The organism is Aquabacterium commune, assembly GCF_004362855.1.
Classification (GTDB): Bacteria; Pseudomonadota; Gammaproteobacteria; order Burkholderiales; family Burkholderiaceae_C; genus Aquabacterium; species Aquabacterium commune.
Genome location: NZ_SNXW01000001.1, coordinates 553,724 through 575,852 on the forward strand (window position 1 = coordinate 553,724; position 22,129 = coordinate 575,852).

22 protein-coding genes are annotated in these 22,129 nt (G+C 67.6%); 13 read left to right on the forward strand and 9 right to left on the reverse strand.

Annotated features, from left to right (window positions below):
- A complete protein-coding gene (locus EV672_RS02465) occupies nt 1-1,590 on the forward strand; it encodes a pilus assembly protein TadG-related protein (RefSeq protein ID WP_133605973.1) in 1,590 nt (529 codons plus the stop codon).
- An 8-nt stretch (nt 1,591-1,598) separates the two neighbouring features.
- On the opposite strand, the gene dnaE is transcribed toward EV672_RS02465, so the two are convergent.
- Nucleotides 1,599-5,132: a DNA polymerase III subunit alpha gene (dnaE, locus tag EV672_RS02470; RefSeq protein WP_133605974.1), complete on the reverse strand. Its 3,534-nt coding sequence runs from the start codon at nt 5,130-5,132 to the stop codon at nt 1,599-1,601.
- A 73-nt stretch (nt 5,133-5,205) separates the two neighbouring features.
- Between dnaE and EV672_RS02475 the strand changes: the two genes are divergently transcribed.
- Nucleotides 5,206-6,003, forward strand: coding sequence for a sulfurtransferase (locus tag EV672_RS02475; RefSeq protein WP_133605975.1), 798 nt, complete (start codon nt 5,206-5,208; stop codon nt 6,001-6,003).
- Nucleotides 6,004-6,032: 29 nt separating this feature from the next.
- Here EV672_RS02475 and EV672_RS02480 read toward each other — a convergent pair whose 3' ends face one another.
- Entirely contained in the window at nt 6,033-6,692 is a 660-nt protein-coding gene (locus tag EV672_RS02480) for a TetR/AcrR family transcriptional regulator (RefSeq protein WP_166643417.1), read from the reverse strand.
- Between the two features lie 102 nt (nt 6,693-6,794).
- On the opposite strand from EV672_RS02480, the gene EV672_RS02485 reads away from it, so the two are divergent.
- The 4 genes from EV672_RS02485 to EV672_RS02500 all read left to right on the forward strand — a co-directional run bounded on the left by EV672_RS02485 (nt 6,795) and on the right by EV672_RS02500 (nt 11,162).
- Nucleotides 6,795-8,318, forward strand: coding sequence for a flavin-containing monooxygenase (locus EV672_RS02485; protein ID WP_133605977.1), 1,524 nt, complete (start codon nt 6,795-6,797; stop codon nt 8,316-8,318).
- Nucleotides 8,315-9,226, forward strand: a complete 912-nt coding sequence (locus tag EV672_RS02490) for an alpha/beta hydrolase (protein WP_133605978.1) — start codon at nt 8,315-8,317, stop codon at nt 9,224-9,226. The genes EV672_RS02485 and EV672_RS02490 overlap by 4 nt, the downstream gene beginning before the upstream one ends.
- Before the next feature lie 64 nt (nt 9,227-9,290).
- On the forward strand, nt 9,291-10,163 hold the full coding sequence (locus tag EV672_RS02495) for an SDR family NAD(P)-dependent oxidoreductase (RefSeq protein ID WP_133605979.1): 873 nt from the start codon (nt 9,291-9,293) through the stop codon (nt 10,161-10,163).
- Between the two features lie 54 nt (nt 10,164-10,217).
- The gene (locus tag EV672_RS02500; protein ID WP_133605980.1) at nt 10,218-11,162 is read left to right on the forward strand and encodes an alpha/beta fold hydrolase; all 945 of its coding nucleotides are present in this window, start codon (nt 10,218-10,220) and stop codon (nt 11,160-11,162) included.
- 13 nt (nt 11,163-11,175) lie between these two features.
- Here EV672_RS02500 and EV672_RS02505 read toward each other — a convergent pair whose 3' ends face one another.
- Together EV672_RS02505 and EV672_RS02510 are read right to left on the reverse strand one after the other, a co-directional pair.
- Nucleotides 11,176-11,796, reverse strand: a complete 621-nt coding sequence (locus EV672_RS02505) for an NADPH-dependent FMN reductase (protein WP_133605981.1) — start codon at nt 11,794-11,796, stop codon at nt 11,176-11,178.
- 35 nt (nt 11,797-11,831) lie between these two features.
- Nucleotides 11,832-12,389 carry a flavodoxin family protein gene (locus tag EV672_RS02510; RefSeq protein WP_133605982.1) on the reverse strand — a complete coding sequence of 186 codons (558 nt, stop codon included), beginning with the start codon at nt 12,387-12,389 and terminating at the stop codon, nt 11,832-11,834.
- A 106-nt stretch (nt 12,390-12,495) separates the two neighbouring features.
- On the opposite strand from EV672_RS02510, the gene EV672_RS02515 reads away from it, so the two are divergent.
- The gene (locus tag EV672_RS02515) at nt 12,496-13,362 is read left to right on the forward strand and encodes a 23S rRNA (adenine(2030)-N(6))-methyltransferase RlmJ (protein WP_133605983.1); all 867 of its coding nucleotides are present in this window, start codon (nt 12,496-12,498) and stop codon (nt 13,360-13,362) included.
- A gap of 13 nt (nt 13,363-13,375) precedes the next feature.
- Here the strand turns inward: EV672_RS02515 and EV672_RS02520 are convergent, their stop codons facing one another.
- Nucleotides 13,376-14,077, reverse strand: coding sequence for a pirin family protein (locus EV672_RS02520; protein ID WP_133605984.1), 702 nt, complete (start codon nt 14,075-14,077; stop codon nt 13,376-13,378).
- Nucleotides 14,078-14,227: 150 nt separating this feature from the next.
- On the opposite strand from EV672_RS02520, the gene EV672_RS02525 reads away from it, so the two are divergent.
- Nucleotides 14,228-15,184 (forward strand): LysR family transcriptional regulator, encoded by a 957-nt coding sequence (locus EV672_RS02525; RefSeq protein WP_133605985.1) that lies wholly within the window; start codon nt 14,228-14,230, stop codon nt 15,182-15,184.
- 5 nt (nt 15,185-15,189) lie between these two features.
- Nucleotides 15,190-16,149, forward strand: a complete 960-nt coding sequence (gluQRS, locus tag EV672_RS02530) for a tRNA glutamyl-Q(34) synthetase GluQRS (RefSeq protein ID WP_133606480.1) — start codon at nt 15,190-15,192, stop codon at nt 16,147-16,149.
- Nucleotides 16,150-16,163: 14 nt separating this feature from the next.
- Here the strand turns inward: gluQRS and orn are convergent, their stop codons facing one another.
- Nucleotides 16,164-16,763 carry an oligoribonuclease gene (gene orn, locus EV672_RS02535; RefSeq protein WP_133605986.1) on the reverse strand — a complete coding sequence of 200 codons (600 nt, stop codon included), beginning with the start codon at nt 16,761-16,763 and terminating at the stop codon, nt 16,164-16,166.
- 96 nt (nt 16,764-16,859) lie between these two features.
- Between orn and EV672_RS02540 the strand changes: the two genes are divergently transcribed.
- The 4 genes from EV672_RS02540 to EV672_RS02555 are packed head-to-tail and all read left to right on the forward strand — an operon-like array spanning nt 16,860 to nt 19,829.
- Nucleotides 16,860-18,134 carry a M48 family metallopeptidase gene (locus EV672_RS02540; protein ID WP_133605987.1) on the forward strand — a complete coding sequence of 425 codons (1,275 nt, stop codon included), beginning with the start codon at nt 16,860-16,862 and terminating at the stop codon, nt 18,132-18,134.
- A gap of 21 nt (nt 18,135-18,155) precedes the next feature.
- Complete coding sequence (locus tag EV672_RS02545) at nt 18,156-18,521, forward strand: 4a-hydroxytetrahydrobiopterin dehydratase (protein ID WP_133605988.1); 366 nt, start codon at nt 18,156-18,158, stop codon at nt 18,519-18,521.
- Nucleotides 18,518-19,501: a ribosome small subunit-dependent GTPase A gene (rsgA, locus tag EV672_RS02550; protein WP_133605989.1), complete on the forward strand. Its 984-nt coding sequence runs from the start codon at nt 18,518-18,520 to the stop codon at nt 19,499-19,501. The genes EV672_RS02545 and rsgA overlap by 4 nt, the downstream gene beginning before the upstream one ends.
- 58 nt (nt 19,502-19,559) lie before the next feature.
- Complete coding sequence (locus EV672_RS02555) at nt 19,560-19,829, forward strand: hypothetical protein (protein ID WP_133605990.1); 270 nt, start codon at nt 19,560-19,562, stop codon at nt 19,827-19,829.
- Between the two features lie 33 nt (nt 19,830-19,862).
- On the opposite strand, the gene EV672_RS02560 is transcribed toward EV672_RS02555, so the two are convergent.
- The 3 genes from EV672_RS02560 to rplS form a co-directional block, all read right to left on the reverse strand.
- Nucleotides 19,863-20,861 (reverse strand): CobD/CbiB family protein, encoded by a 999-nt coding sequence (locus EV672_RS02560; protein ID WP_133605991.1) that lies wholly within the window; start codon nt 20,859-20,861, stop codon nt 19,863-19,865.
- A 55-nt stretch (nt 20,862-20,916) separates the two neighbouring features.
- Nucleotides 20,917-21,606, reverse strand: a complete 690-nt coding sequence (locus EV672_RS02565; RefSeq protein ID WP_133605992.1) for a CoA pyrophosphatase — start codon at nt 21,604-21,606, stop codon at nt 20,917-20,919.
- A gap of 132 nt (nt 21,607-21,738) precedes the next feature.
- Nucleotides 21,739-22,095 (reverse strand): 50S ribosomal protein L19, encoded by a 357-nt coding sequence (rplS, locus tag EV672_RS02570; RefSeq protein WP_133605993.1) that lies wholly within the window; start codon nt 22,093-22,095, stop codon nt 21,739-21,741.
- Nucleotides 22,096-22,129 lie beyond the last annotated feature (34 nt).

The window sequence follows — 22,129 nt, forward strand, 5'->3', positions numbered from 1 at the left end:
ATGAACCGCCGCATCCGCTTCACGCCCAGCACCCGAACCCACCAGGGTGGCGGGATCAGCGTGCTCGCGGCGCTGACCCTGATCCTCGCCCTGATGTTCACCGGCCTGGCCCTGGACACCGGCCGGCTGTGGATGGCCAAGCGCGAACTGCAGCGCTCCGCCGACATGGCCGCACTCGCCGCCGCCCGCTACACCGGTTGTGGCACCACGGCGCTCCAGGCCTCGCAAGCGGCCCAAAATGCCCTGAGCAAGAACAAGCTTGCCGGTTACACCCTGACGGTGCAGCGTGGCGTGGCCGGGGTGGAAGCCACCACCCGCTACAACGCTTTCACGCCGCAAGACAACGAACTGAGCAACGCCGCGCAGGTCACGGTCAAGCAATCGGTGCCGTCCAGCATCATGGCCGGTGGCCTGCTCGACGACAGCGTCACGCTGATGCAAGCCACGGCCACGGCCAAGGGCGGCCCGCCGGCGGCCACCTTCTCGATTGGCAGCTTCGCCAGCATCACGCAGAACCAGGCGAACTTCATCAATGCGCTGTTCCGCGGCATCCTGGGCAACAGCAGCCTCAACCTGGGCGTGGCCGCCCTGACCGACCTGGCTGGCACATCGGTCAACCTGGCCGCACTGCAGGCCGCGGCGGGTGCGGCCACCATCGAAGAACTGCTCAACCGCCAGGTGCCCCTGAGCCAGTTGCTGCAGTGGCTGGCCACGTCCTCGCCCTCTGCCACGGCGGCCAGTTCGCTGAGCCAGCTGGGCTCGGTGTCGCTGAACTCGGGGCTCACGGTGCGCCTGCGCGATGTGCTGAACGTGCAGGTCCCGGCCAGCACCGCGACCGCCTCGGTGGACATCAATGTGCTCGACCTCGTGCAGACCAGCCTGCTGGTGGGCAAGGGCAAGGGGCTCATCAACATCGGGCTGAACATCGCGGGCGTGGGCGGCATCAGCCTGAACCTGCTGAACCCGCCCAAGATCGCGGTGGGGCCGGCGGGCAAGTCGCTGAGCGGGGCTTGGTGCACGGCCACGCAATCGGCGCAGTTTTCGCTCAAGGTCGGGCTAAATCCACTGAAGCTGGGCTTGGTGGACATGGCCTTGTTCCTGGACCTGCTGTCCACCTCGGGGCACCTGGCCTCCTTGAACATCGCCCCTGGCAACAACACGGGCCAGTTGGAAGTCGGCAGCACGCTGATCGGCCTGCGCCTGCGCAACAACGCCGACACCAACCTGGCCTCCGTCGGATTTGGCCTGGTGCAAGTGGGCCTCAACCTGCCCGTCGGTCAGGCCACTGGCGCCACGGCGCCGTTCACCGTGATCTCGGATGCGAGCTTGCCCATGACGGTTCAAACCAGCGGCGTGGGCAGCGGCACCATCTCGGGCCTGATCGGCCAAGACACCAGCCTGATCGTCAAGGTGCTTGGGTTGGGTGGCGATCTTTTTGCGCCGTTGGTCAACCTGGTGGTGTCGCCCCTGCTTGGCCTGGTCGGCGAGGGCCTCATCGAACCCCTGCTGCAGCTCTTTGGCTTCGACATCGGCCTGGTCAAAGTCCGCCTGATCGACATCGACGCGGCCAAGCCAGTGCTCATCCTCTGAGCTCAGGTTCAGCCCTCCCCATACACCACCTGCGCGCTCGCCTGCGGCATCAGTTCCTTGCAGCGCAGCAGCGCCTGCTCGCTCGGGAAGACGCGGGCGGTGTCGCCCAACTCCAGCTCGGCGCGGGCTGACAGTTCGGGCGTGCGGCGCTCCACCACCACGCGGATGGGCAGGCCCTGCACGCTCTCGGGCAGGTCGGGCTGAGGCGCCGGCACGCGCCGCGCCGGGAACTCGCGCAGCAGCTCGGCCACCGGCAGCTGCGTGCCATGGGCCTGCAAGCGCACGAAGCGCGCGAACTTGCAGCGCGCCGTGGCCAGGCTCATCACCTGCTGGACGTTCAGGCGCAGGCCACCCGAAAAGCGGTCGTTCTGCACCTTGCCCGTGATCACCACCAGCTCGTCGTCCTTGAGCAGGTCCTTGTTGGCGTCCAGCGTGTCCTGGTTGGCCACGGCCTCGATCACATCGCTCTTGTCGTCGAGTTTGAAGATGGCCACGCGGCCACGCGCACCGTTGATGACGCGCAGCTCGCTGACGATGCCGGCCACCACCTGCGGGTCGCGGCTGTCCTTCAAATCACCGATGCGCTGGCGGGCAAAGCGCCGCACCTCGGACTCGGCCTCGTCGAACAGGTGGCCCGAGAGGTAGAAACCGATGGCCGTTTTTTCCAGCGACAGGCGCTCTTTCAGCGTCCAGGGTTCGGCCGTCACCAGCTCGGGCTCGTTGGTGGAGGCGGCATGGCTGTCGCCGAAGTCGAACAGGCCGCCCTGGTCGGCATTGGCCACGAGGGTGTCGCCGTACTCGAAGGCCAGGCCCACGCTGGCCAGCAGGCTGGCGCGGTGGGGCTCCAGCGCGTCGAAGGCACCCGCCTTGATGAGCGCCTCGGCCACCCGCTTGTTGACCTGCTTGCGGTCCACCCGCGCGCAGAAATCGAAGAAGCTTTTGAACGGGCCATTCTCTTTGCGCTCGCGCACCAAGGCCTCGATCGCGCCCTGGCCCGTGCCTTTGACCGCGCCCAGCGCATAGCAGATGGTCTTCTTGCCCGTGGGCACGAAGCGCCACTCGCCCTGGTTCACATCGGGCGGCGTGAAGGTGATGCCGAAGTTCTGCGTGGCATCGTCGTGGAAGATCTTGAGCTTGTCCGTGTCGTCACTCGACACGCTCATGTTCCCGGAGAAGAACTCGGCCGTGTAGTGCGCCTTCAGCCAGGCCGTGTGGTACGCCAGCAAGGCGTAAGCGGCGGCGTGCGACTTGTTGAAGCCGTAGCCCGCGAACTTCTCCATCAGGTCGAAGATCTCGTTGGCCAGCGGCGCTTCGATGCCGTTCTTGGCCGCACCGGCCGCGAAGATCGAGCGGTGCTCGGCCATCTCCTCGACCTTCTTCTTGCCCATGGCCCGGCGCAGCATGTCGGCGCCGCCCAGTGAGTAGCCCCCCACCTTCTGGGCCACCTGCATCACCTGCTCCTGATAGACCATGATGCCGTAGGTCTCTTCGAGCACCGAGGCCATCAGGGGGTGCGGGTACTCCACGGCTTCGCGGCCGTGCTTGCGCGCGCAGAAGGACGGGATCAGGTCCATCGGGCCCGGTCGGTAGAGCGCCACCAGCGCGATGATGTCCTCGAAGACGCTGGGCTTGGCGTCGCGCAGCATCCCTTGCATGCCGCGGGATTCCAGCTGGAACACGGCCACGGTCTTGCCCTCGGACAGCAGCCGGTAGGCGGCCGCGTCGTCGAGCGGGATCTTGGCGAAATCGAAGTCTTTCTGATCGGGGTGGCGCGCGACGATGTAGTCCTTGGCCAGCTCCAGGATGGTCAGCGTGGCCAGGCCCAGGAAGTCGAACTTCACCAGGCCGATGGCTTCGACGTCGTCCTTGTCGTACTGGCTCACGGCCGAGTCGCTGCCCGGCTGCTGGTAGAGCGGGCAGAAGTCGGTGATCTTGCCCGGCGCGATCAGCACGCCCCCCGCGTGCATGCCGATGTTGCGCACCATGCCTTCGACGCGCGTGGCCAGCTCCAACAGCGAGGCCACCTCTTCTTCGGCGGCTTCGCGCTGCTCCAGTTCGGGCGCTTCCTTGCGAGCGTAGATGATGCCGGGGTCGGGCTCGGCGGGCACCTTGGCCAAGGTCACGGTCTTGCCCGGTGGCGCGGGGATCAGCTTGGCGATGCTGTCCACGTGGCCATAGCCCATGCCCAGCACGCGGCCCACGTCGCGCAGCGCGGCCTTGGCGGCCATGGTGCCGAAGGTGGCGATCTGCGAGACAGCGTCGCGGCCATAGCGGTCCTTCACGTAGTCGATGACGCGGTCGCGGTTGCCCTGGCAGAAGTCGATGTCGAAGTCGGGCATCGAGACGCGTTCCGGGTTCAGGAAGCGCTCGAACAGCAGGTTGTATTTCAGCGGGTCGAGGTCGGTGATCTTCAGCGCGTAAGCCACCAGCGAGCCTGCGCCCGAGCCCCGGCCCGGCCCCACCGGGCAGCCGTTGTTCTTGGCCCAGTTGATGAAGTCCTGCACGATGAGGAAGTAGCCGGGGAAGCCCATCTTCAGGATCGTGTTGACCTCGAAGTCCAGGCGCTCGACATAGTGGGCGCGCTGCGCGTTGCGCTCGTCTTCGTTCGGGTAGAGCTGCAGCAGGCGCTCTTCCAGACCGATGTGGGACAGCTCGCGGAAGTAGTCCTCCATGGGCTGGGGCTGGCCATCCGCCATGATCGGCGTCGGGAAATTCGGCAGTTGAGGCTTGCCCAGCACCAGCGTCAGCGCACAGCGCCGCGCAATGGCCACGGTGTTGGCAATCGCCGAGGGGATGTCGGCGAACAGGGCCTGCATCTCGGCCGTGGTCTTGAAGTGCTGCTCGCGCGTGAAGCGCTTGATGCGCTTGGGGTTGCCCAGGGTTTCGCCTTCGGCGATGCAGGTGCGCGCTTCGTGGGCCTCGAAGTCGTCGGGCGTCTGGAACTGGATGGGGTGGGTGGCCACCACCGGCAGCTGCAGGCGCGCGGCCACCGGCACGGCGGCGCGGATGTGCGCCTCGTTGGTGTTGTGCCCGCCGCGCTGCAGCTCGATGTAGAAGCGGCCCGGGAAGGTGTCTGCCAGCTTGCGCGCCCAGGCCTCGGCCTTGGCCACATCGCCCATCAGCAGCGCTTGGCCGACGATGCCCATTTCGGCACCGGCCAGGCAGATCAGGCCCTCGTTGCGCTCGGCCAGCGAGGCCCAATTCACCCAGGCGTGCGTGCGCTGGCCCGGCGCCGTCCAGGCCTCGCCCAGCAACTCGCACAGGCGCAGGTAGCCCGCGCGGTTCTGGATCAGCAACAGCAGGCGGGTGGGCGCCTTGCCGGCCTCTTCGGGCTCCAGCCAGACATCCGCACCGATGATGGGTTGAACGCCTTTTTTGCGCGCCGATGAATACAGCTTGACCGCACCGAACAGGTTGGAGAGGTCGGTCACCGCCACTGCGGGCTGGCCATCCTTCTGGGCGGCCTTGACCAGGTCGTCGATGCGGACGGTGCCGTCAACGACGGAAAATTCGGTGTGGGAGCGCAGGTGAACGAATGCCATCCGGGGATTGTAGGGAGCTTGGCCGCGGCGGCATGCTGGGAGACGGTCTGGCCGTGTTTCCTACAATGCGCGGATGTCTGCGGTGCTCAACATCTCCTCCTACCTTTTCGTCACCCTGCGTGACACGGCCGAGCTGCGCGAGCGCCTGCACGCCGAGGCCCTGGCGCGCGGCCTCAAAGGCACGGTGCTGATCGCCGAGGAGGGCATCAACCTCTTCCTGGCCGGCCCGCCCGAGGCGGTGCGCGGCTGGGTCGCGGTGCTGCGGGCCGACCCGCGTTTCGCCCAGCTGGCGCCCAAGGAGAGCTGGTCGGACACCGTGCCCTTCAAGAAACTGCTGGTCAAGGTCAAGGGCGAGATCATCCGCATGAACCACCCCACCATCCGCCCGGATGCCGTGGGCGATGCTGGCCGCGCCCCGGCCGTCGAGCCGGCCGTGTTGCGCCAATGGCTGGCCCAGGGCCACGACGACGCGGGCCGCCCCGTGGTCACGCTGGACACGCGCAACGACTTCGAGGTGGACTACGGCACCTTCGAGGGCGCCATCGACTGGCGCATCGCCAAGTTCAGCGAGTTCCCCGAGGCCGTGCAGGCGCACAAGGCCGCGTTCGAGGGCAAGACCGTGGTGAGCTTCTGCACGGGCGGCATCCGCTGCGAGAAAGCCGCGCTGTACATGCAGGAGGCGGGCATCGAGCACGTCTATCAGCTCGAAGGCGGCATCCTCAAGTACTTCGAGCTGACCGACGGCGCCCACTGGCAAGGCGACTGCTTCGTTTTCGATGGGCGCGAGGCCCTGGCCGCCGATTTGCAGGTGGGCCAGGCGGCCAGCCGCCGCGCCACCAAGGCCACCAAGGCCGGCAGCGGTCAGGGCTGACGTGCTGAAGGGCTGAAGCTCGGCCCAGCTCAGGCGGGCTTGCCGGCCAAGGACATCAGGCCCTGGTAAGGCAACAGGTTGGTCTGCACGACCTTGTCGATGGGTTCGGCAAAGCCATCGTGCATCCAGCGCGCAGCCAGCAAGACGTTCAGGCCGATCATGCCGTCGGCCAGCAGGTCGAGGTTGACGTCGCCCACCTGAGGCTCGGGCACCAGCAGGTGCAGATAGTGGCGCAGCATGGTCGAGTAGTCGCGCGCGGTGGCACCGCTCAGCGCGGCGACCTCGTCGTTCACGCCCAGCGAATCCACCAGCATGATGCGGCCCCGGCGCGGGTCGTCGCGGATGAACTCCAGGAAGACGCGGATGGCCGGCTCCAGCATGCCCAGCGGCGTCGGCTCGGCTTTTTTGAGCGCGGCCAGCGTCAGCGCCATGAGCTGCTCGCGCAGGTCGGCGTAGGTGGCCAGGAAGAGCTGGGGCAGCGTCTTGAAAGATTCGTAAAAATAGCGCTCGGTCAGGTGGGCGGCCACGCAAACCTCGCGCACGGTGGCCGCGTGGAAGCCCTTGGTGCCGAACACCTCGATGGCGCCCTCGATGAGCTTGGCGCGACGCAGGCGCTGGCGCTCTTCGGGCAGCACGCCACCGTAACGGCGCTTCGGGGAAGGTGGGGTGTCAGGCAAGGCGGATTTCATGGTGATCCCTATATTGACATGGATCATTGTCAAAGTTATTCTGACAAGAATCTTTGTCAAAAGTCAAGGCAAGCTTCCCTGACACACCGGGCCACCGCCACCATGAAACCGCACGATTTCCAAGCAGCACACGGCACCGGCCAGGGCCCGGCGTCACCGGCCCCCGGCGTGGAGCGCCACCGCATCACCGTGGTGGGCACGGGCTTTTCGGGCCTGTGCATGGGCGTGAAGCTGCGCGCGCAAGGCGAGGAAGATTTCGTGCTGCTGGAGCGCGCGGGCGATGTCGGCGGCACCTGGCGCGACAACACCTACCCGGGCTGCGCCTGCGACGTCGAATCGCACCTGTATTCCTTCTCCTTCGAGCCCAACCCGCACTGGTCGCGCCTGTACGCGCCCCAGCCGGAAATCTTCGCCTACCTGAAACACGTCGCCACCAAGTACGACCTGCTGCGCCACGTGCGTTTCCACGCCAAGCTGGTGGGCGCCCGTTACGACGAGGCCCGCCAGCTGTGGGTGGTGACGGCCGAAGATGGCCGCGTCTTCGAGTCCGAGGTGCTGGTGTCGGGCATGGGTGGCCTGAGCAACCCGGCCATCCCTCAGATCAAGGGCCTGGAGACCTTCGCGGGCAAAGCCTTCCACTCGGCCACCTGGGACCACGGGCACACGCTGGACGACCAGCGCGTGGCGGTGATCGGCAGCGGTGCCAGCGCCATCCAGTTCGTGCCGGCGATCGCGCCCAAGGTGGGCAAGCTGACTTACTTCCAGCGCACACCACCTTGGGTCGTGCCCAAGATGGACCGCCCCATCCGCCCCGACGAGACCGCCGACTTCGCCGCCAACCCCTGGCGCCAGCGCATGGCCCGCACCCGGCTGTACTGGACGCTGGAGGCGCGTTTCCTGGCCTTCAAGTTCAAGCCCGAGTGGATGAACCTGGTGGCCAAAGTCGGCAAGCACCGCATCCGCAAGCACATCAAAGACCCGGTCCTGCAGGCCAAGCTCACGCCCGACTACACCCCCGGCTGCAAGCGCCTGCTGATCTCGAACGAGTACTACCCGGCCCTGGCGCGCACCAACGTCGAGGTCGTCACCGAAGGCATCCGCGAGGTGGTGCCGCAAGGCGTCGTCACACAGGACGGCCGCCTGCACGAGGTGGACACCATCATCTTCGGCACGGGCTTCAAGGTGCAGGATCCGATCCCGCCAGGCACGGTGTTCGGACGCGGTGGCCGCGACCTGGCCGAGGTCTGGAAAAACGGCCCGGAGGCCCACATGGGCATCGCCGTGGCGGGCTTCCCCAACTTCTTCATGCTGATGGGCCCCAACACCGGCCTGGGCCACAACTCGATGGTGTTCATGATCGAGTCCCAGGCGCACTACATCGTCGAGGCGCTCAAGGCGATGAAGGAACATGGCGTGAAAGCCATCGACGTCAAGCCACAGGTGCAACAGCGCTTCGTGGACGGTGTGCAGGAGGAGCTCCAACGCACCGTCTGGCAATCGGGCTGCAAGAGCTGGTACCTCAACGAACAAGGCCGCAACACGGCCGCCTGGCCCGGCTTCACCTTCGCCTACCGGCTCAAGACCCGCCGCTTCAAACTTTCGCAGTACTTCACGGAACGCGCATGAGCATCCAATCCTTCATCACCAACCTCGTCCTGCGTCACCAGTTCAAGCGCCAGGGCCGCGGCCCCTTGAACGTCGAGAAGGCGCGCCACATGGTCAGCAAGATGGCCAAGCGCTATCCGCCGCCGCCCAAGAGCATCACCCACACGCCGGTGCCTGCACAAGCGCAGCACAAGCTGTGTTCGGCCGAGTGGCTGAGCGTCGCCCACCCCAAGCACACGGTGCTGTACTTCCACGGTGGCGGCTACTTCTTCTGCGGCCTGGACACCCACCGCCCCACCTGCGCCTACCTCGCCCGCACGGCGCAGGCGCGCGTGCTGTCGGTGGACTACCGCATGGCGCCGGAACACGTTTTCCCCGCCGCGGTGGACGACGCCGTGGCCTGGTGGCAAGAGCTGCTGCGCCAGGGCACCGATCCGCGCACCGTGGTCTTCGCCGGTGACTCCGCCGGTGGCGGCCTGGCCGTGGCCTGCATGGTGGCCGCGCGCGACCAGGGCCTGCCCCTGCCCGCAGGCGCCATCCTGTTCTCGCCCTGGACCGACCTCACCTGCTCCGGCGAAACCATGAAAACGCTGGCCGACGCCGACGTGATGTTCAACCCCGAATCGCTGCCGGAAGCCGCCGCGCTCTACCTGGCCGGCAAGCCGACCACCACGCCGCTGGCCTCGCCGCTGTTCGCCAACCTCAAGGGGCTGCCTTCGCTGATGATCCACGCCAGCCGCCACGAGATCCTGCTGGCCGACTCGACCCGCCTGCACGAGCGCGCCATGGCCCAGGGCGTGACCAGCGAGATCCACCTGCGCGCCAAGATGCCCCACGTCTGGCCGACGATGCTGATGCTGCCCGAGGCCCGCCAGACGCTGAAGGAATGCGGCGAGTTCGTCGCCCGCGTGGCCCGCAGCGCGCGCTGACGATCACGACAACACCCGCCGCACCCCATCGAAGCCGAACAAAGCCCCCCCACAAGGAGACCCCATGAAATCCTTCCAGAACAAAGTTGCCGCCATCACCGGCGCCGCCTCCGGCATGGGCCGCACCCTGGCCGTCGAACTGGCCCGCCGCGGCTGCCACCTGGCCCTGAGCGACGTCAACGAGGCCGAGCTGGTCAAGACGGCCGAGCTGGCGTCCGCGCACGGCGTCAAGGTGACGGTGAAGAAGGTCAACGTCGCCGAGCGCGATGCCGTGTTCGCTTGGGCCAACGAAGCCGCGCGCGACCACGGCCGGGTCAACCTGGTCTTCAACAATGCCGGCGTGGCGCTGACCGCCAACGTCGAGGACGTCAAGATCACCGACTTCGAGTGGATCATGGGCATCAACTTCTGGGGCGTGGTCCACGGCACCCAGGCCTTCCTGCCCCACCTGAAGGCCTCGGGCGACGGCCACATCGTCAACACCTCCAGCCTGTTCGGCCTGATGGCCGTGCCCACGCAAGGCACGTACAACGCCAGCAAGTTCGCCGTGCGCGGCTACACCGAGGCCTTGCGCATGGAGTTGGAGATGGAGGGCGCGTGTGTGAGCGCCACCTGCGTGCACCCGGGCGGCATCGCCACCAACATCGCCATGGCCGGCAAGATCGACGCGTCGGTCACGGCCAAGACCGGCGTGAGCGAAGCGGACCACAAGCGCGCGGCCAACAAGCTCATCAACGTGACCACGGCAGAGTCCGCGGCCCTGCAGATCCTCAAGGCGGTGGAGCACAACGAACGGCGCGTGCTGGTTGGCCCCGATGCGCGCTTCCTCGACAAGATGGTGCGCCTGCTGGGATCGGCCTACCAGGTCCTGGTGATGCGGCAGGTGCGCAAGATGAACAGCGCCCGCAGCCACCGGGCCGCCGCTGCCACTCGGTGACATCCCTGAGCCCGCGAAGCCGGATGCGATGCGGCAGTGCGGCATGATGCGCAGATGAAATGGCTCAAGCGTTTGTGGTGGATCGGGCTGCTCGTCGGCATGGCGGTGTCCGTGTTCGTCTGGGCGGCCTGGGAACCTGACCGCCAGCTCGGCCAGTTGCTGGCGCGCTGGGCGCCCGAGCCATCGACCTTCCTGGAGCTCGATGGCATGCAGGTGCACATGCGCGACACCGGCCCGCGCAACGACCCCACGCCCATCGTGCTCCTGCATGGCATGGCCTCCAGCCTGCACAGCTTCGAGGGCTGGCAAACCTCGCTGCAGGACCGGCGCCGCGTCATCAGCGTGGACCTGCCCGGCTTCGGCCTGACCGGCCCCAGCCCGCAAGGCGACTACCGCATCGACGCCTACACGCGCTTCGTGCTGCGCCTGCTCGACACCTTGGGCGTCAAGCACGTGGTGCTGGTGGGCAATGCGCTGGGCGGTGAAATCGCCTGGCAAACGGCCGTGCTCGCGCCCGAGCGGGTGCGCAAGCTGGTGCTGATCGACGCCGACGGCTACCCGCCTGCGGTGCTGTCCATGCCCGCGGCCTTCCAGGTGGCCAGCATGCGCGGCATGCGTTGGGTGTCCGAGCGCATCCTGCCGCGCGCCATGGTGGCGACCAGCCTGCGCAGCGCCTTCGGCAGCGACGAAAAGGTCACGCCCGACAAGATCGACCGCTACTTCGAGCTCAACCTGCGCGTGGGCAACCGCCGCGCGTTGTTCCAGCGCATGGACCAGGCCCAGTTCGGCGCCTCGTCGGCCTTGATCCGCCGGGTGCAGCAGCCCACGCTGGTGATCTGGGGCGAGCGCGACGAGATGATCTCGCCCGAGCACGGCAGCCTGTTCTGCCAGGACATCCCCCACTGCCAGCTGGTGTCGTTCTCGGGATTGGGCCACCTGCCCCAGGAGGAAGACGCAGAACGCACCTTGCGGCCGCTGCGCGACTTCCTCGCCAAGTGAGGCGGCAGGCGTTTCAAGCCAGGCGCCAGCGCGCCTGCTTGACGACAGAGGCCACCAGGCGGTCCAGCACCGCGTCCAGCTCGGGCTTGGCCAGGCGCTCGCGGTCCGCGCGCTCGGCGCTGAGCTGCTGGTCGGCCAGCGGCAGGGCGAGCTGCTCGGGCACCACCACCATCGCGAAATTGGTGCTCAGGTAAGTGCGCACGATGGGCAAGGCACGGATGCCGCCCAGTGCCCCCGGCGAGGCCGCCAGCAAACCCACCGGCTTGCCCGCCGTGGCACCCGTGCCCGAAGGCGCCTCGCCCTCGGCCTGCACCACCGACAACCAGTCGAAGGCGTTGATGAACAGCGGCGTGGGCAGGGCGTTGTACTCGGGGCTGGCCAGCAGCACACCGTCGTGCTGGGCCATCCAGTCGCGCAACTGCAGGGCGCCTTGTGGCATGCCCTGGGCCTGCAACAGGTCGGCATCGAACACCGGCAGGCCCAAGGCCCGCAGGTCCACCGTGCTGGTTTCGGCGCCCAGAGCGCGGGCCTTGTGGGCCGCGAGTTCGGCCAGTTCGCTGTTGAGCGAACCGGTGCGGGCGCTGCCGGAGATCACCAGCAGGCGGGGTGAGCGGGTTGCAGAAGTGGCGGTCATGGATGGCTTTCAGCGTGACAGGTGACGGAGCGGGATCAAGCCGAGAATTTTGCCGTGACAGCGGCCACGCGGGCACCGAACAGGCGGGCCGTTTCCAGATCACCAGGGAGCATTTCGTCAGGGCTGGCGTCCGACGGGGTCTGCGCCATGGCACCGCTGAACGAAGCGACGTAGTTCACGTCGTTGCGCGTGGCGGCCTTGCTGTTGCTCGGCATGAGGCCCGTGCCCACCCAGATCATGCTGTGCTGCTGCGACAGGGTGAACAGGTAGTGCAGGGTGGAGAGCTTGTCGCCGTTCATCGAGGCCGAGTTGGTGAAACCGGCGGCGATCTTGTCCTTCCATTGCTGGCTGTACCAGGGCTTGGAGCTGGCATCGATGAACTTCTTGTACTGCCAGGGCACGCTGCCCATGTAGGTGGGCGCGCCGAAGACGATGGCGTCGGCCGCGGCGAGGGTTTCCCAGCCGCCTTCGGGCAGGTTGCCGTCCTTGTCCACGGCCAGCAGGGTGCCGCTGGCGCCTTGCGCCACGGCCTCGGCCATGCGCTGGGTGTGGCCGTAGCCGCTGAAATAGACGATGACGATGTTCTTGCTCATGGTGTGACCTTTCAAAGGGAGAAAAATGGATTGGGGCAGTGTGGGCCCGTCAAAAAAGACACACGGAACGTGGGCCAAAGGGCTGCAAACCCGCTAACCTTCGCCCATGTTCAGTTACCGACACGGCTTCCACGCGGGCAACCACGCCGATGTGCTCAAGCACATGGTGCTGGTGCAGATGCTTGAGCACCTGCTGCAAAAAGACAAACCTTTCTGGGTGATCGACACCCACGCCGGCGGCGGCATCTACGACCTCACCAGTGGCTACGCCACCAAGAGCGCCGAAGCGGACTCGGGCGTCAACACGCTCTGGTCCTTGCGCAACAAGAAGGCCACGCCCGAGGCGGTCAAGAGCTACCTGAAGCAAGTCGCGGCGCTCAACAGCGGCGACACCCTGCAGTGGTACCCCGGCTCGCCTCAGCTCGCCGCGCAGATGCTGCGCCAGGGCGACCACCTGCGCCTGTACGAGCTGCACCCCACCGAAATCAAGCTGCTGCGCGGTCACTTCGAGTCGGTGCGGCGCGGCGTGAGCATCGAAGAGGCCGACGGCTTCAACGGCCTGCGTGGCATCCTGCCGCCGCCGCCCAAGCGGGGCCTGGTCCACATCGACCCGCCCTACGAGGCCAAGGAAGACTACAAGCGCGTGCTGCAGACGCTGAAAGAGGCCATCCCGCGCTTCGCCACGGGCACCTACGCCGTCTGGTACCCCGAGGTGGCGCGCATGGAATCGCAGCAATTCAGCGGGCAACTCAAACGCCTGGGCGGCTCGCTGGAGAAGGTGGACTGGCTGCACGCCACGCTGCGCGTCAAGGGCGCCGAGAAGGGCGGCCTGGGCCTCTACGGCAGCGGCATGTTCATCGTCAACCCGCCGTGGACGCTCTACGACCGCCTGGCCGAGGCCCTGCCCTGGCTGGTCGAGACCCTGGGTGTGGACGACTACGCCGCCTACACCCTGGAAGCACAGCAGAGCTGACACCTCACTCGCCTCAGGCGGCCAGGTCGAAGACCAGCACTTCGGCCTGCTCACCGCCTTGCAGCGTGAGCGAGGCCTCGCCTTCCAGCTTGAGCGCATCGCCCGCCTTCAGCGCCTGGCCATTGGCCACGATGGCACCGCGGGCCACGTGCACATAGGCCTTGCGGGCGGGGTCCAGCGCCAACTCGGCGCGCTCCTCGCCGTCGAACAGGCCCACGCGCAAGCTCGCATCCGCATGGATGGTCACCGAGCCCTCGCTGCCGTCGGGCGAAGCCACCAGGCGCAGGCGACCGCGCTTGTCGGCATCGCTGAAATTCTTCTGCTCGTAGCTGGGCGCGCCGCCCTTGTCCTTGGGCTCGATCCAGATCTGCAGCAGGTGCACGGGGTCGCGCAGGCCCTGGTTGAACTCGCTGTGCATGATGCCTTTGCCGGCACTCATGCGCTGCACATCGCCGGGCAGGATGTCGGCGCCATTGCCCAGGCTGTCCTTGTGGCTGAGCTTGCCTTGCAGCACGTAGGTGACGATTTCCATGTCGCGGTGGCCGTGCATGCCGAAGCCGCGGCCGGCCGCCACCACGTCGTCGTTGATGACGCGCAGCGGGCCGAAACCCATGTGGGCCGGGTCGAAGTAATCGGCGAAGGAAAAGCTGTGGAAGGACTGCAGCCAGCCATGGTCGGCGAAGCCGCGTTGCTCGGAAGTGCGCAGGGTCAGCATGGGGTCTCCTTCTTCAAGTGGCCGGGACGGGGCGCCTGGTGCGCCGTGTCCATGGATCCCACTGTAGGCTCGCAAGCTGTCGCGACGTGTGCACGCGACTGATGGCATCATTCAAACCGTTTGAATGAACAAGGCCCTTCGGCCCACGCCATGTCCGACCGCCACCCCCACCAGCACCACGCGCTGTCGCCCGACGCCCTGCAGATGGTCGTCACCATCGCGCGCACGGGCAGCTTTGCCGCCGCCGCCCGCGAGCTGGGCAAGGTGCCCTCGGCCCTGACCTACAGCGTGCGCCAGCTGGAAGACGCGCTCGATGTGCTGCTGTTCGACCGGCGCAGCCGCCAGGCCCGCCTGACCGCGGCCGGCGAGGAGCTGCTGCGCGAAGGCACCCTGCTGCTGCAGCAGATGGACGCCGTGGCCAACCGCGTGCGGCGCGTGGCCTCCGGCTGGGAGACCGAGCTGACCATCGCGGTGGACAAGGCGATCGCGCCCCATGCCGTCTTCGACCTGATGGAGGCCTTCCTGAGCCTCAAGCCCCCCACGCGCTTGCGCATGCGCAGCGAGGTCATGACAGGCACCTGGGAGGCCCTGGCCTCGGGCGAAGCCGACCTGGCCATCGGGGTGTCCAGCGAACGCGCCTCGGGCCCGGACATCCGCTGCGAGCCCATCGGCGAGCACCACTTCATCCTGACCGTGGCCCCCCACCACCCCTTGGCGACGGCTGCGGAGCCGCTGAGCCCCGCCACCGTGGCAGCGCACCGCATCATCGCCGTGGCCGACACCGCCAAGCGGATGGAGCCCATGACCGTCGGCATCCTGCCTGGCCAGGACGTGCTGACCCTGCCGTCGATGTCGGCCAAGCTGGAGGCGCAGCTGCGTGGCATGGGCATCGGCTACCTGCCCGAGCCGATGGTGCGCCCCCACCTGGCCAGCGGCCGCCTGGTGCACAAGGTGGTGGCAGGGCCGCGCCGCGTCATCACGGCGCACTACGCCTGGCGCCAAAGCGTGGCCCAGCCGGGCTTGGCCTTGACCTGGTGGCTGCACCAGCTGGCCAGCACCAAGACGCGCCAGGCCTTGCTGGACCTGCACGAGGGGCTGCTGTTGTGAGCCACCTGCCCGCCCGCTGCGTGGGCCGGTTCGCGCCCTCGCCCACCGGGCCGCTGCACGCCGGCTCGCTGGTGGCGGCGCTGGCCTCCTGGCTGGACGTGCGTGCCCACGGTGGCGTGAACCCTGGGCAAAGCGGTCAGCAGGGCGGCCAGTGGCTGGTGCGCATTGAGGATGTGGACACACCCCGCTGCGTGCCCGGCGCCGACGCCCTCATCCTGTCGCAACTGGCCGCCTGCGGCCTGCTGCCCGATGCGCCACCCGTGTGGCAAAGCCAGCGCGGTGCGCTCTACCAGGCCGCACTCGACCAGCTCATCGCGCAAGGCCTGGCCTATGGCTGCGCCTGCACCCGCGCCGACATCGCCCGCGCGCACGAAGTCGCCGGGCGGCACAAGCCACGGCATGGCGAGCTGGTCTATCCCGGCACCTGCCGGCCCGACGCGCACGGCCTGCAGGCGGGCCTCCAGGGGCGCACGCCACGCGCCTGGCGCCTGCGTGTGCCCGATGGCGAGGGCGAGGGCAGTGGCAATGGCGCGCACCTGGCCTGGACCGACCGCCGCCTGGGCCCGCAATCACAACCGCTCGACACCGCGGTGGGCGACTTCGTGGTCAAGCGCGCCGACGGCCTGTGGGCCTACCAGCTGGCCGTCGTGGTGGACGATGCCGCGCAAGGCATCACCCACATCGTGCGCGGCGAGGACCTGGCCGACAACACGCCCCGCCAAATCTGGCTGCAGCGTTGCCTGAACCTGCCCACGCCCAGCTACCTGCACACACCCCTGGTGCGCGGCGAAAACGGCGAGAAACTGTCCAAGCAAAACGGCGCAGAACCGCTGGACCTGCGCGACCCGTGTGCGGCGCTGACACAAGCCGCGCGCGTGCTGGGCCTGGCGCTGCCGGCAACCACCGCATCCACCACCGTGGGCGATGTGCTGGCGCAAGCGGTGAGCGCCTGGCAACAGCGCTGACAACGCCTCCCCGCTCACTTCACCAGGAAGTGCTCGCGGTAGTAGGCCAGCTCGTCGATGGATTCGTGGATGTCGGCCAGCGCGGTGTGCTTTTGCGCCTTCTTGAAACCCTCCGACAGGCCCGGCTTCCAGCGCTTGGCCAGCTCCTTGAGCGTGCTGACGTCCAGGTTGCGGTAGTGGAAGAAGGCTTCCAGGTCCGGCATGTAGTTGGCCAGGAAGCGGCGGTCCTGGCAGATGGAGTTGCCGCACATGGGCGACTTGTTCGCCGGCACGTACTGCTTGAGGAAGGCGATGACGTCCTTGGCGGCCTGCGCCTCGGTCACGGTCGAGGCCTTGACGCGGTCGATCAGGCCGCTGCGGCCGTGCGTGCCCTTGTTCCAGGCGTCCATGGCGTTGAGCGCGGCGTCCGACTGGTGCACGGCGAACACCGGACCCTCGATGCGCACGGTCAATTGCGCGTCGGTCACGACCACGGCGATCTCGATGATGCGGTCGCTCTCGGGCTTCAGACCGGTCATCTCCAGGTCGATCCAGATCAGGTTCTGGTCGCTCTTGGCGAGGGTGGCGGCAGGGGCCGCGGTGGCCAGGTCGGTGCTGGAGGTCTGTTCGCTCATCAAGGTCTTTCGGGAGGGTCGCGTCGCCTGGACATTCTCAAGGATTTGACATGGCTGTCAGACCGCCGATTGTGCGGCAAACGTACACTCATGGGCATGCACCCCAGCCTTGTGACCTCGCTTTTCGTGACCTTCGTCCTGGCCTCGATGCTGACCCGCCTCTGGCTGGACAGCCGCCAGGCCCGGCATGTGGCGCGCCACCGCGGCGCCGTGCCAGAGGCCTTTGCCCACGAGGTGCCGCTGCACAGCCACCAGCGCGCCGCCGACTACACGCTCGACAAGCTGCGCTTTGGCGCCGTGAGCCACCTGGTGGGCGCCGCCATGCTGCTGGGCTGGACCCTGCTGGGCGGCCTCGACGTCCTCAATGACACGCTGCGCGAGGCCCTGCTGCCCCGCGTCGGCCCGCTGGGCTACCAGTTGGGTTTGCTGGGTGCGTTTTCGGTCATCGGCGCCCTGGTGGAGTGGCCCCTGGCCGCCTACAGCACCTTCCGCATCGAGCAACGCCACGGCTTCAACCGCATGGGCTGGCGCCTGTGGGTGCTCGACCAGCTCAAGCAATCGCTGCTGGGGGTGCTCATCGGAGCGCCCATCGCCGCGCTGATCCTCTGGCTCATGGGCGCAGCCGGTCCGGTCTGGTGGCTGTGGGCCTGGGGCGTCTGGGTGGCCTTCAGCCTGCTGCTGATGGTGATCTTCCCCATCTTCATCGCGCCCTTGTTCAACAAGTTCGAACCCCTCACCGACACGAGCCTGGCCGAGCGCGTGCAAGCGCTCATGGCCCGTTGCGGCTTCCAGGCCCAAGGCCTGTTCGTGATGGACGGCAGCCGCCGCTCGGCCCATGCCAACGCCTACTTCACCGGCCTGGGCGCGGCCAAGCGCGTGGTGTTTTTCGACACCCTGCTCAAGCGCCTCACGCACGGCGAGGTCGAGGCTGTGCTCGCCCACGAGCTGGGCCACTTCAAGCACAAGCACGTGCTCAAGCGCATGTTGATGGTCTTCGCCATGAGCCTGGGCGGTTTCGCGCTGCTCGGCTGGCTCACGCACCAGACAGGCTTCTACCTGGGCCTGGGTGTGCGCCCCAACCTGAGCGCGCCGAACGACGCCCTCGCGCTGCTGCTGATGCTGCTGGCCCTGCCCCCGGTGATGTTCTTCGTCGCTCCGGTGATGTCGGCCTTCTCCCGCAAAGACGAGTACGAGGCCGATGCCTACGCCTGCGCACAGGCCAGCGGCACCGACCTGGCGCGCGCCCTGATCAAGCTCTACAAGGACAACTCCTCGACCCTCACGCCCGACCCGCTGTACGTGCGCTTCCACTACTCGCACCCACCGGCCACCGAGCGCCTGGCGGCCATGCTGGCCCTGCCCTCCCGCTGACCCGCATCCGACACCCAAGCCATGCACACCCCGCCGAGCCACCCCACGCCCCTGCTGCAACAACGCTGCAGCCACCAGACGGGCCCCGCGCTCGACGACAGCCAAGCCGCCAGCCTGCTGACCCAGCTCACCGCCTGGGACATCCAGCGCGCGGCCCAAGGTGACAGCGCGGCCGTGGTGCTCACGCGCACCTTCACCTTCTCTGACTTCCACCGCACCATGGCCTTCGTCAACGCCGTCGCCTGGATCGTCCACGAGCAGGACCACCACCCCGACCTCACCGTGGGCTACAGCCGCTGCACGGTGAACTGGTCCACCCACTCGGTGGGCGGGCTGTCGGTCAACGATTTCATTTGTGCGGCGCGCATCGACGCCCTCGTCGCATGAAGCGCGGACACGGCAGCGCGGCCCCCACGCGCCCGGGGCGCACCAAGGCCAAAGGCGGCACCGCCTCGACCGACCCCGGTGGCCTGGTGGTCGCCACCCACGGCCGCCATGTGATGGTGGAAGACGATGCCGGCCACCGCCTCATCTGCCATCCACGCGGCAAGAAAAGCGAAGCGGTGGTGGGCGACCGGGTGCGCTGGCAACACACGCTGGAAGGCGGCGACGAAGGCGTCATCACCTCGGTGGACGAGCGCCGCAACCTGCTGTGGCGCCAGGACGAATGGCGCAGCAAGTCCTTCGCGGCCAACCTCGACCAGCTGCTGATGTGGATCGCCGTGGAGCCCGTCTTCAGCGAGATGCAACTCACGCGGGCCCTCATCGCCGCGCGCTCGGCCGACATCCCCGTGACCGTCGTGCTCAACAAGATCGACCTGCCCGGTGCCGACACCGCCCGCGCGCGCCTGGCGCCCTACCGCGCCATGGGCTACGACGTGGTCGAGCTCTCGCTCAAATCGGAAGAAGACGCCGCACGCGCCCAGGTCATGCCCCTGCTGCAAGGCAAGGCCACCCTGGTGCTGGGCCCCTCGGGCGCCGGCAAAAGCACGCTGATTAACACCCTGCTGCCCGAGGCCCGTGCGCAAGTGGGCGAAATTTCGCAGGCGCTGAACTCTGGCCGCCACACGACCACCTCCAGCCTCTGGTACTGGCTGGACGGCGCACCGGGCGACGCCGAGCGCAGCGCCATCATCGACTCGCCGGGCTTCCAGGAGTTCGGCCTGCACCACATCGCCGCCACCGAACTCACGCGCTGGATGCCCGACCTGGGCGCCCACGTCGCCAACTGCCGCTTCCACAACTGCACCCACCGCCAGGAACCCGGCTGCGCCGTGCGTGCCGCGGTGGAGCGTGGTGAGGTCAGCCCCATCCGCCTGAGCCTCTACACCGACCTGTTCGACGAGCTCAGCCAGCCGCGCTGGTGAGCGCATGACGCCAGCCCGATGCGCAAGCCCAGACACCGCCCCAAGCCCCTTTAGCGCCATGACAGACCGACTCTCCGCCCTGCCCCTCACGCTCGAAGCCTTTGCCTGTGGCGACCTCTCGGTCACCGACCTGGCGCGCGTCTGGCGCGATGCTGCCGAGACGCACCAACCCGCCTTGCCGCAACGCTATGTGGACGTGCTGGAGCGCCTGCTCAGCCAGATCGAGAGCGCTGCGCTGTTCAGCGAGGAAAGCTGCTCCTTCAGCCGCACCGACATCCTTGCCGCCCTGGCCGACTGGCTGGGCAAGGCGCGGGCGCTCAAAGCCTGAGCAGGCGCAGGGCCCCGGTCTGCGGGCTTGTGATCAACCGATCAGGTTGGCCAGCGACAGCAGCGCCAGCAGCAGCATCCACAGCACCACCGAACGCCAGATCAGGCCGACCACGCTGCGCAGGTGGGCCATCGACGGCGGTGTGCCCTGGGTGCTGCCCTCGGCCTCGATGAGGCTGGGCGAGTCGCCCTGGTTGAGGGTGCGGCTGACATCGCGTGCGCCATCGGCCGCGACCGGCGCGGCTTGGCCACCCAGCCGAACGCCCAGGGCGCCCGAGGCCGCCGAGAGGATGGTGCCCTCGTTCGGACGCAGCCACAACACGGCGTGCCGGCGCCAGGCATCGACCGCATCCTCGAAATTGCCAACCACGGCAAAGCCGAAGGCGGTCATGCGGGCGGGCACGTGGTCCAGCCAGCCGAACAGCGTTTGCGACAGGTCCATGAGCCGGTCGTGCGTGGGCGTGCCCGTCACGCGGCTGCGGTAAGCCCAGTAACGCCCGGCGAACTCGGCCAGGCGGTAGAGCACCGCGCCGGCCGGGCCCAGGCCCAGGCTGGACAGGGCCACGAACCAGAAAAACACGCCAAACACATGGCGGTGGGCGGCCAGCAACGAGTACTCCAGCACATGGCGCAGGATCTCGGTGCGCGGCAACTCGCTGGCGTCCAGGTTCTGCCAGTGCGCCAGCAGCTCGCGGGCGCGGTTTTCCTGGCCGGCTTCCAGCGCATCGCGGATGGCCGTGAAGTGGTGGCTGAACTGGCGAAAGCCCAGCGTGAGGTACAGCACCACCACATCGAACGCCAGGGCCAGCACCGTGCTGTAGCGGTTGATGAAGTAATAGCTGACCGCCACCAATGCCGAGGGCGCCAGCACGGTGATGGCCCAGACCACGCGGGCATGCACATCGGCACCCGCGTCGAAATTGCGCCCGGCCCAACGCACCCAGGCCGCCAGCGCGTGGTGGATGGGGTTGAGGTTGGACAGCGGTTTGAGCTGCTCCGCCAGCAAGGCGAAGAGCACGGCAAAAAAGCTCATGCCTTGATGATAGCGGTCGGGCCGCCTGCCCATGCGCCCGTTTGCAGCGGAAGGCTCATGCGGAGAGGAAGCGGTATAAATTTCGCAACATCGCGGCGGTCGCACCCCAGATGAAATACTCCTTGCCGGCCTCGGACGACCACGGCATCGAGAAGAACTCCAGCGAGGTGCCCGACAGGTCGAAAGCGCGGCGCTGGTGGTGGCGCGGGTCCATCAGGAAGTCCAGCGGCACCTCGAACACTTCCTCCACCTCGCCCGGATCGGGCTGCAGGCTGAGCCAGGGGTGGTCGTGGTCGTGCGGCACGATCAAGCCCACCACCGGCGTGACGATGAAGCCGGTGCCGGTCGTGTAGGTGGGCAGGCTGCCCAAGACCTCCACGCGCTGCGGGTCCAGGCCCACTTCCTCCTGGGCTTCGCGCAGGGCGGCGGCCACCGCATCGGCGTCGGTGGGCTCCATGCGCCCGCCGGGGAAACTGATCTGGCCCGCGTGCTTCCTGAGGTGGGCCGTGCGCTGGGTCAGCAGCACCGAAGCCCGGTCGCGCATGACCAGCGGCACCAGCACGGCGGCGTGGACCGGGTCGGGGGCACAGTACCACTTCTCGACATCGACATCGGGCTGCCACTGCGGCGGCTGGGCGAAGCGGCTCAGCAGCGCATCGCGCGAGAAATGCAGGGGCGAGACGGGTGGCAGGTGCTGGTCGTGCCCCAGCAATTCGGCGGCACGGGGGTCGATGGAAATGGCCATGGCCTCAATGATCGCAGCAATGTCCGACACTCGGGGGCCGCCATGAGAAAAGCCGCCGACGCGCGGGGCGTGGGCGGCTTGGCTTCGCAGGGCAATGAGGCTGTGAGGCCCGCTTTTGCCTGCGGCGAAAGCTCAGGAGAGCTTTTCCTTGATGCGTGCGGACTTGCCGGAGCGCTGGCGCAGGTAGTACAGCTTGGCGCGGCGGACGTCACCGCGGCGCTTGACTTCGATCGAAGCGATCAGCGGGCTGTACAGCTGGAACGTGCGTTCCACGCCTTCGCCGCTGGAGATCTTGCGCACGATGAAGCTGGAGTTCAGGCCACGGTTGCGACGGGCGATCACGACGCCTTCGTAAGCCTGGACGCGCTTGCGCGTGCCTTCGACCACGTTGACGCTGACGATCACGGTGTCGCCAGGGGCGAACGAGGGGATGGTCTTGTTCAGACGAGCAATTTCCTCTTGCTCGAGCTGCTGGATGATGTTGGACATCAAAGGCTCCTAGTGATCGTGCCCGCGCTGAAAT

Coding starts and splice junctions, on each gene's coding strand:
- EV672_RS02545 (WP_133605988.1), top strand. CDS start 18,156: ATGCACACCCCGCCGAGCCACCCCACGCCCCTGCTGCAACAACGCTGC.
- EV672_RS02480 (WP_166643417.1), bottom strand. CDS start 6,692: ATGAAATCCGCCTTGCCTGACACCCCACCTTCCCCGAAGCGCCGTTAC.
- EV672_RS02520 (WP_133605984.1), bottom strand. CDS start 14,077: ATGCTGACCCTGCGCACTTCCGAGCAACGCGGCTTCGCCGACCATGGC.
- EV672_RS02505 (WP_133605981.1), bottom strand. CDS start 11,796: ATGACCGCCACTTCTGCAACCCGCTCACCCCGCCTGCTGGTGATCTCC.
- EV672_RS02540 (WP_133605987.1), top strand. CDS start 16,860: ATGCACCCCAGCCTTGTGACCTCGCTTTTCGTGACCTTCGTCCTGGCC.
- EV672_RS02560 (WP_133605991.1), bottom strand. CDS start 20,861: ATGAGCTTTTTTGCCGTGCTCTTCGCCTTGCTGGCGGAGCAGCTCAAA.
- rplS (WP_133605993.1), bottom strand. CDS start 22,095: ATGTCCAACATCATCCAGCAGCTCGAGCAAGAGGAAATTGCTCGTCTG.
- EV672_RS02515 (WP_133605983.1), top strand. CDS start 12,496: ATGTTCAGTTACCGACACGGCTTCCACGCGGGCAACCACGCCGATGTG.
- EV672_RS02510 (WP_133605982.1), bottom strand. CDS start 12,389: ATGAGCAAGAACATCGTCATCGTCTATTTCAGCGGCTACGGCCACACC.
- EV672_RS02565 (WP_133605992.1), bottom strand. CDS start 21,606: ATGGCCATTTCCATCGACCCCCGTGCCGCCGAATTGCTGGGGCACGAC.
- EV672_RS02485 (WP_133605977.1), top strand. CDS start 6,795: ATGAAACCGCACGATTTCCAAGCAGCACACGGCACCGGCCAGGGCCCG.
- EV672_RS02495 (WP_133605979.1), top strand. CDS start 9,291: ATGAAATCCTTCCAGAACAAAGTTGCCGCCATCACCGGCGCCGCCTCC.
- EV672_RS02490 (WP_133605978.1), top strand. CDS start 8,315: ATGAGCATCCAATCCTTCATCACCAACCTCGTCCTGCGTCACCAGTTC.
- orn (WP_133605986.1), bottom strand. CDS start 16,763: ATGAGCGAACAGACCTCCAGCACCGACCTGGCCACCGCGGCCCCTGCC.
- EV672_RS02500 (WP_133605980.1), top strand. CDS start 10,218: ATGAAATGGCTCAAGCGTTTGTGGTGGATCGGGCTGCTCGTCGGCATG.
- EV672_RS02525 (WP_133605985.1), top strand. CDS start 14,228: ATGTCCGACCGCCACCCCCACCAGCACCACGCGCTGTCGCCCGACGCC.
- rsgA (WP_133605989.1), top strand. CDS start 18,518: ATGAAGCGCGGACACGGCAGCGCGGCCCCCACGCGCCCGGGGCGCACC.
- EV672_RS02465 (WP_133605973.1), top strand. CDS start 1: ATGAACCGCCGCATCCGCTTCACGCCCAGCACCCGAACCCACCAGGGT.
- EV672_RS02475 (WP_133605975.1), top strand. CDS start 5,206: ATGTCTGCGGTGCTCAACATCTCCTCCTACCTTTTCGTCACCCTGCGT.
- EV672_RS02555 (WP_133605990.1), top strand. CDS start 19,560: ATGACAGACCGACTCTCCGCCCTGCCCCTCACGCTCGAAGCCTTTGCC.
- dnaE (WP_133605974.1), bottom strand. CDS start 5,132: ATGGCATTCGTTCACCTGCGCTCCCACACCGAATTTTCCGTCGTTGAC.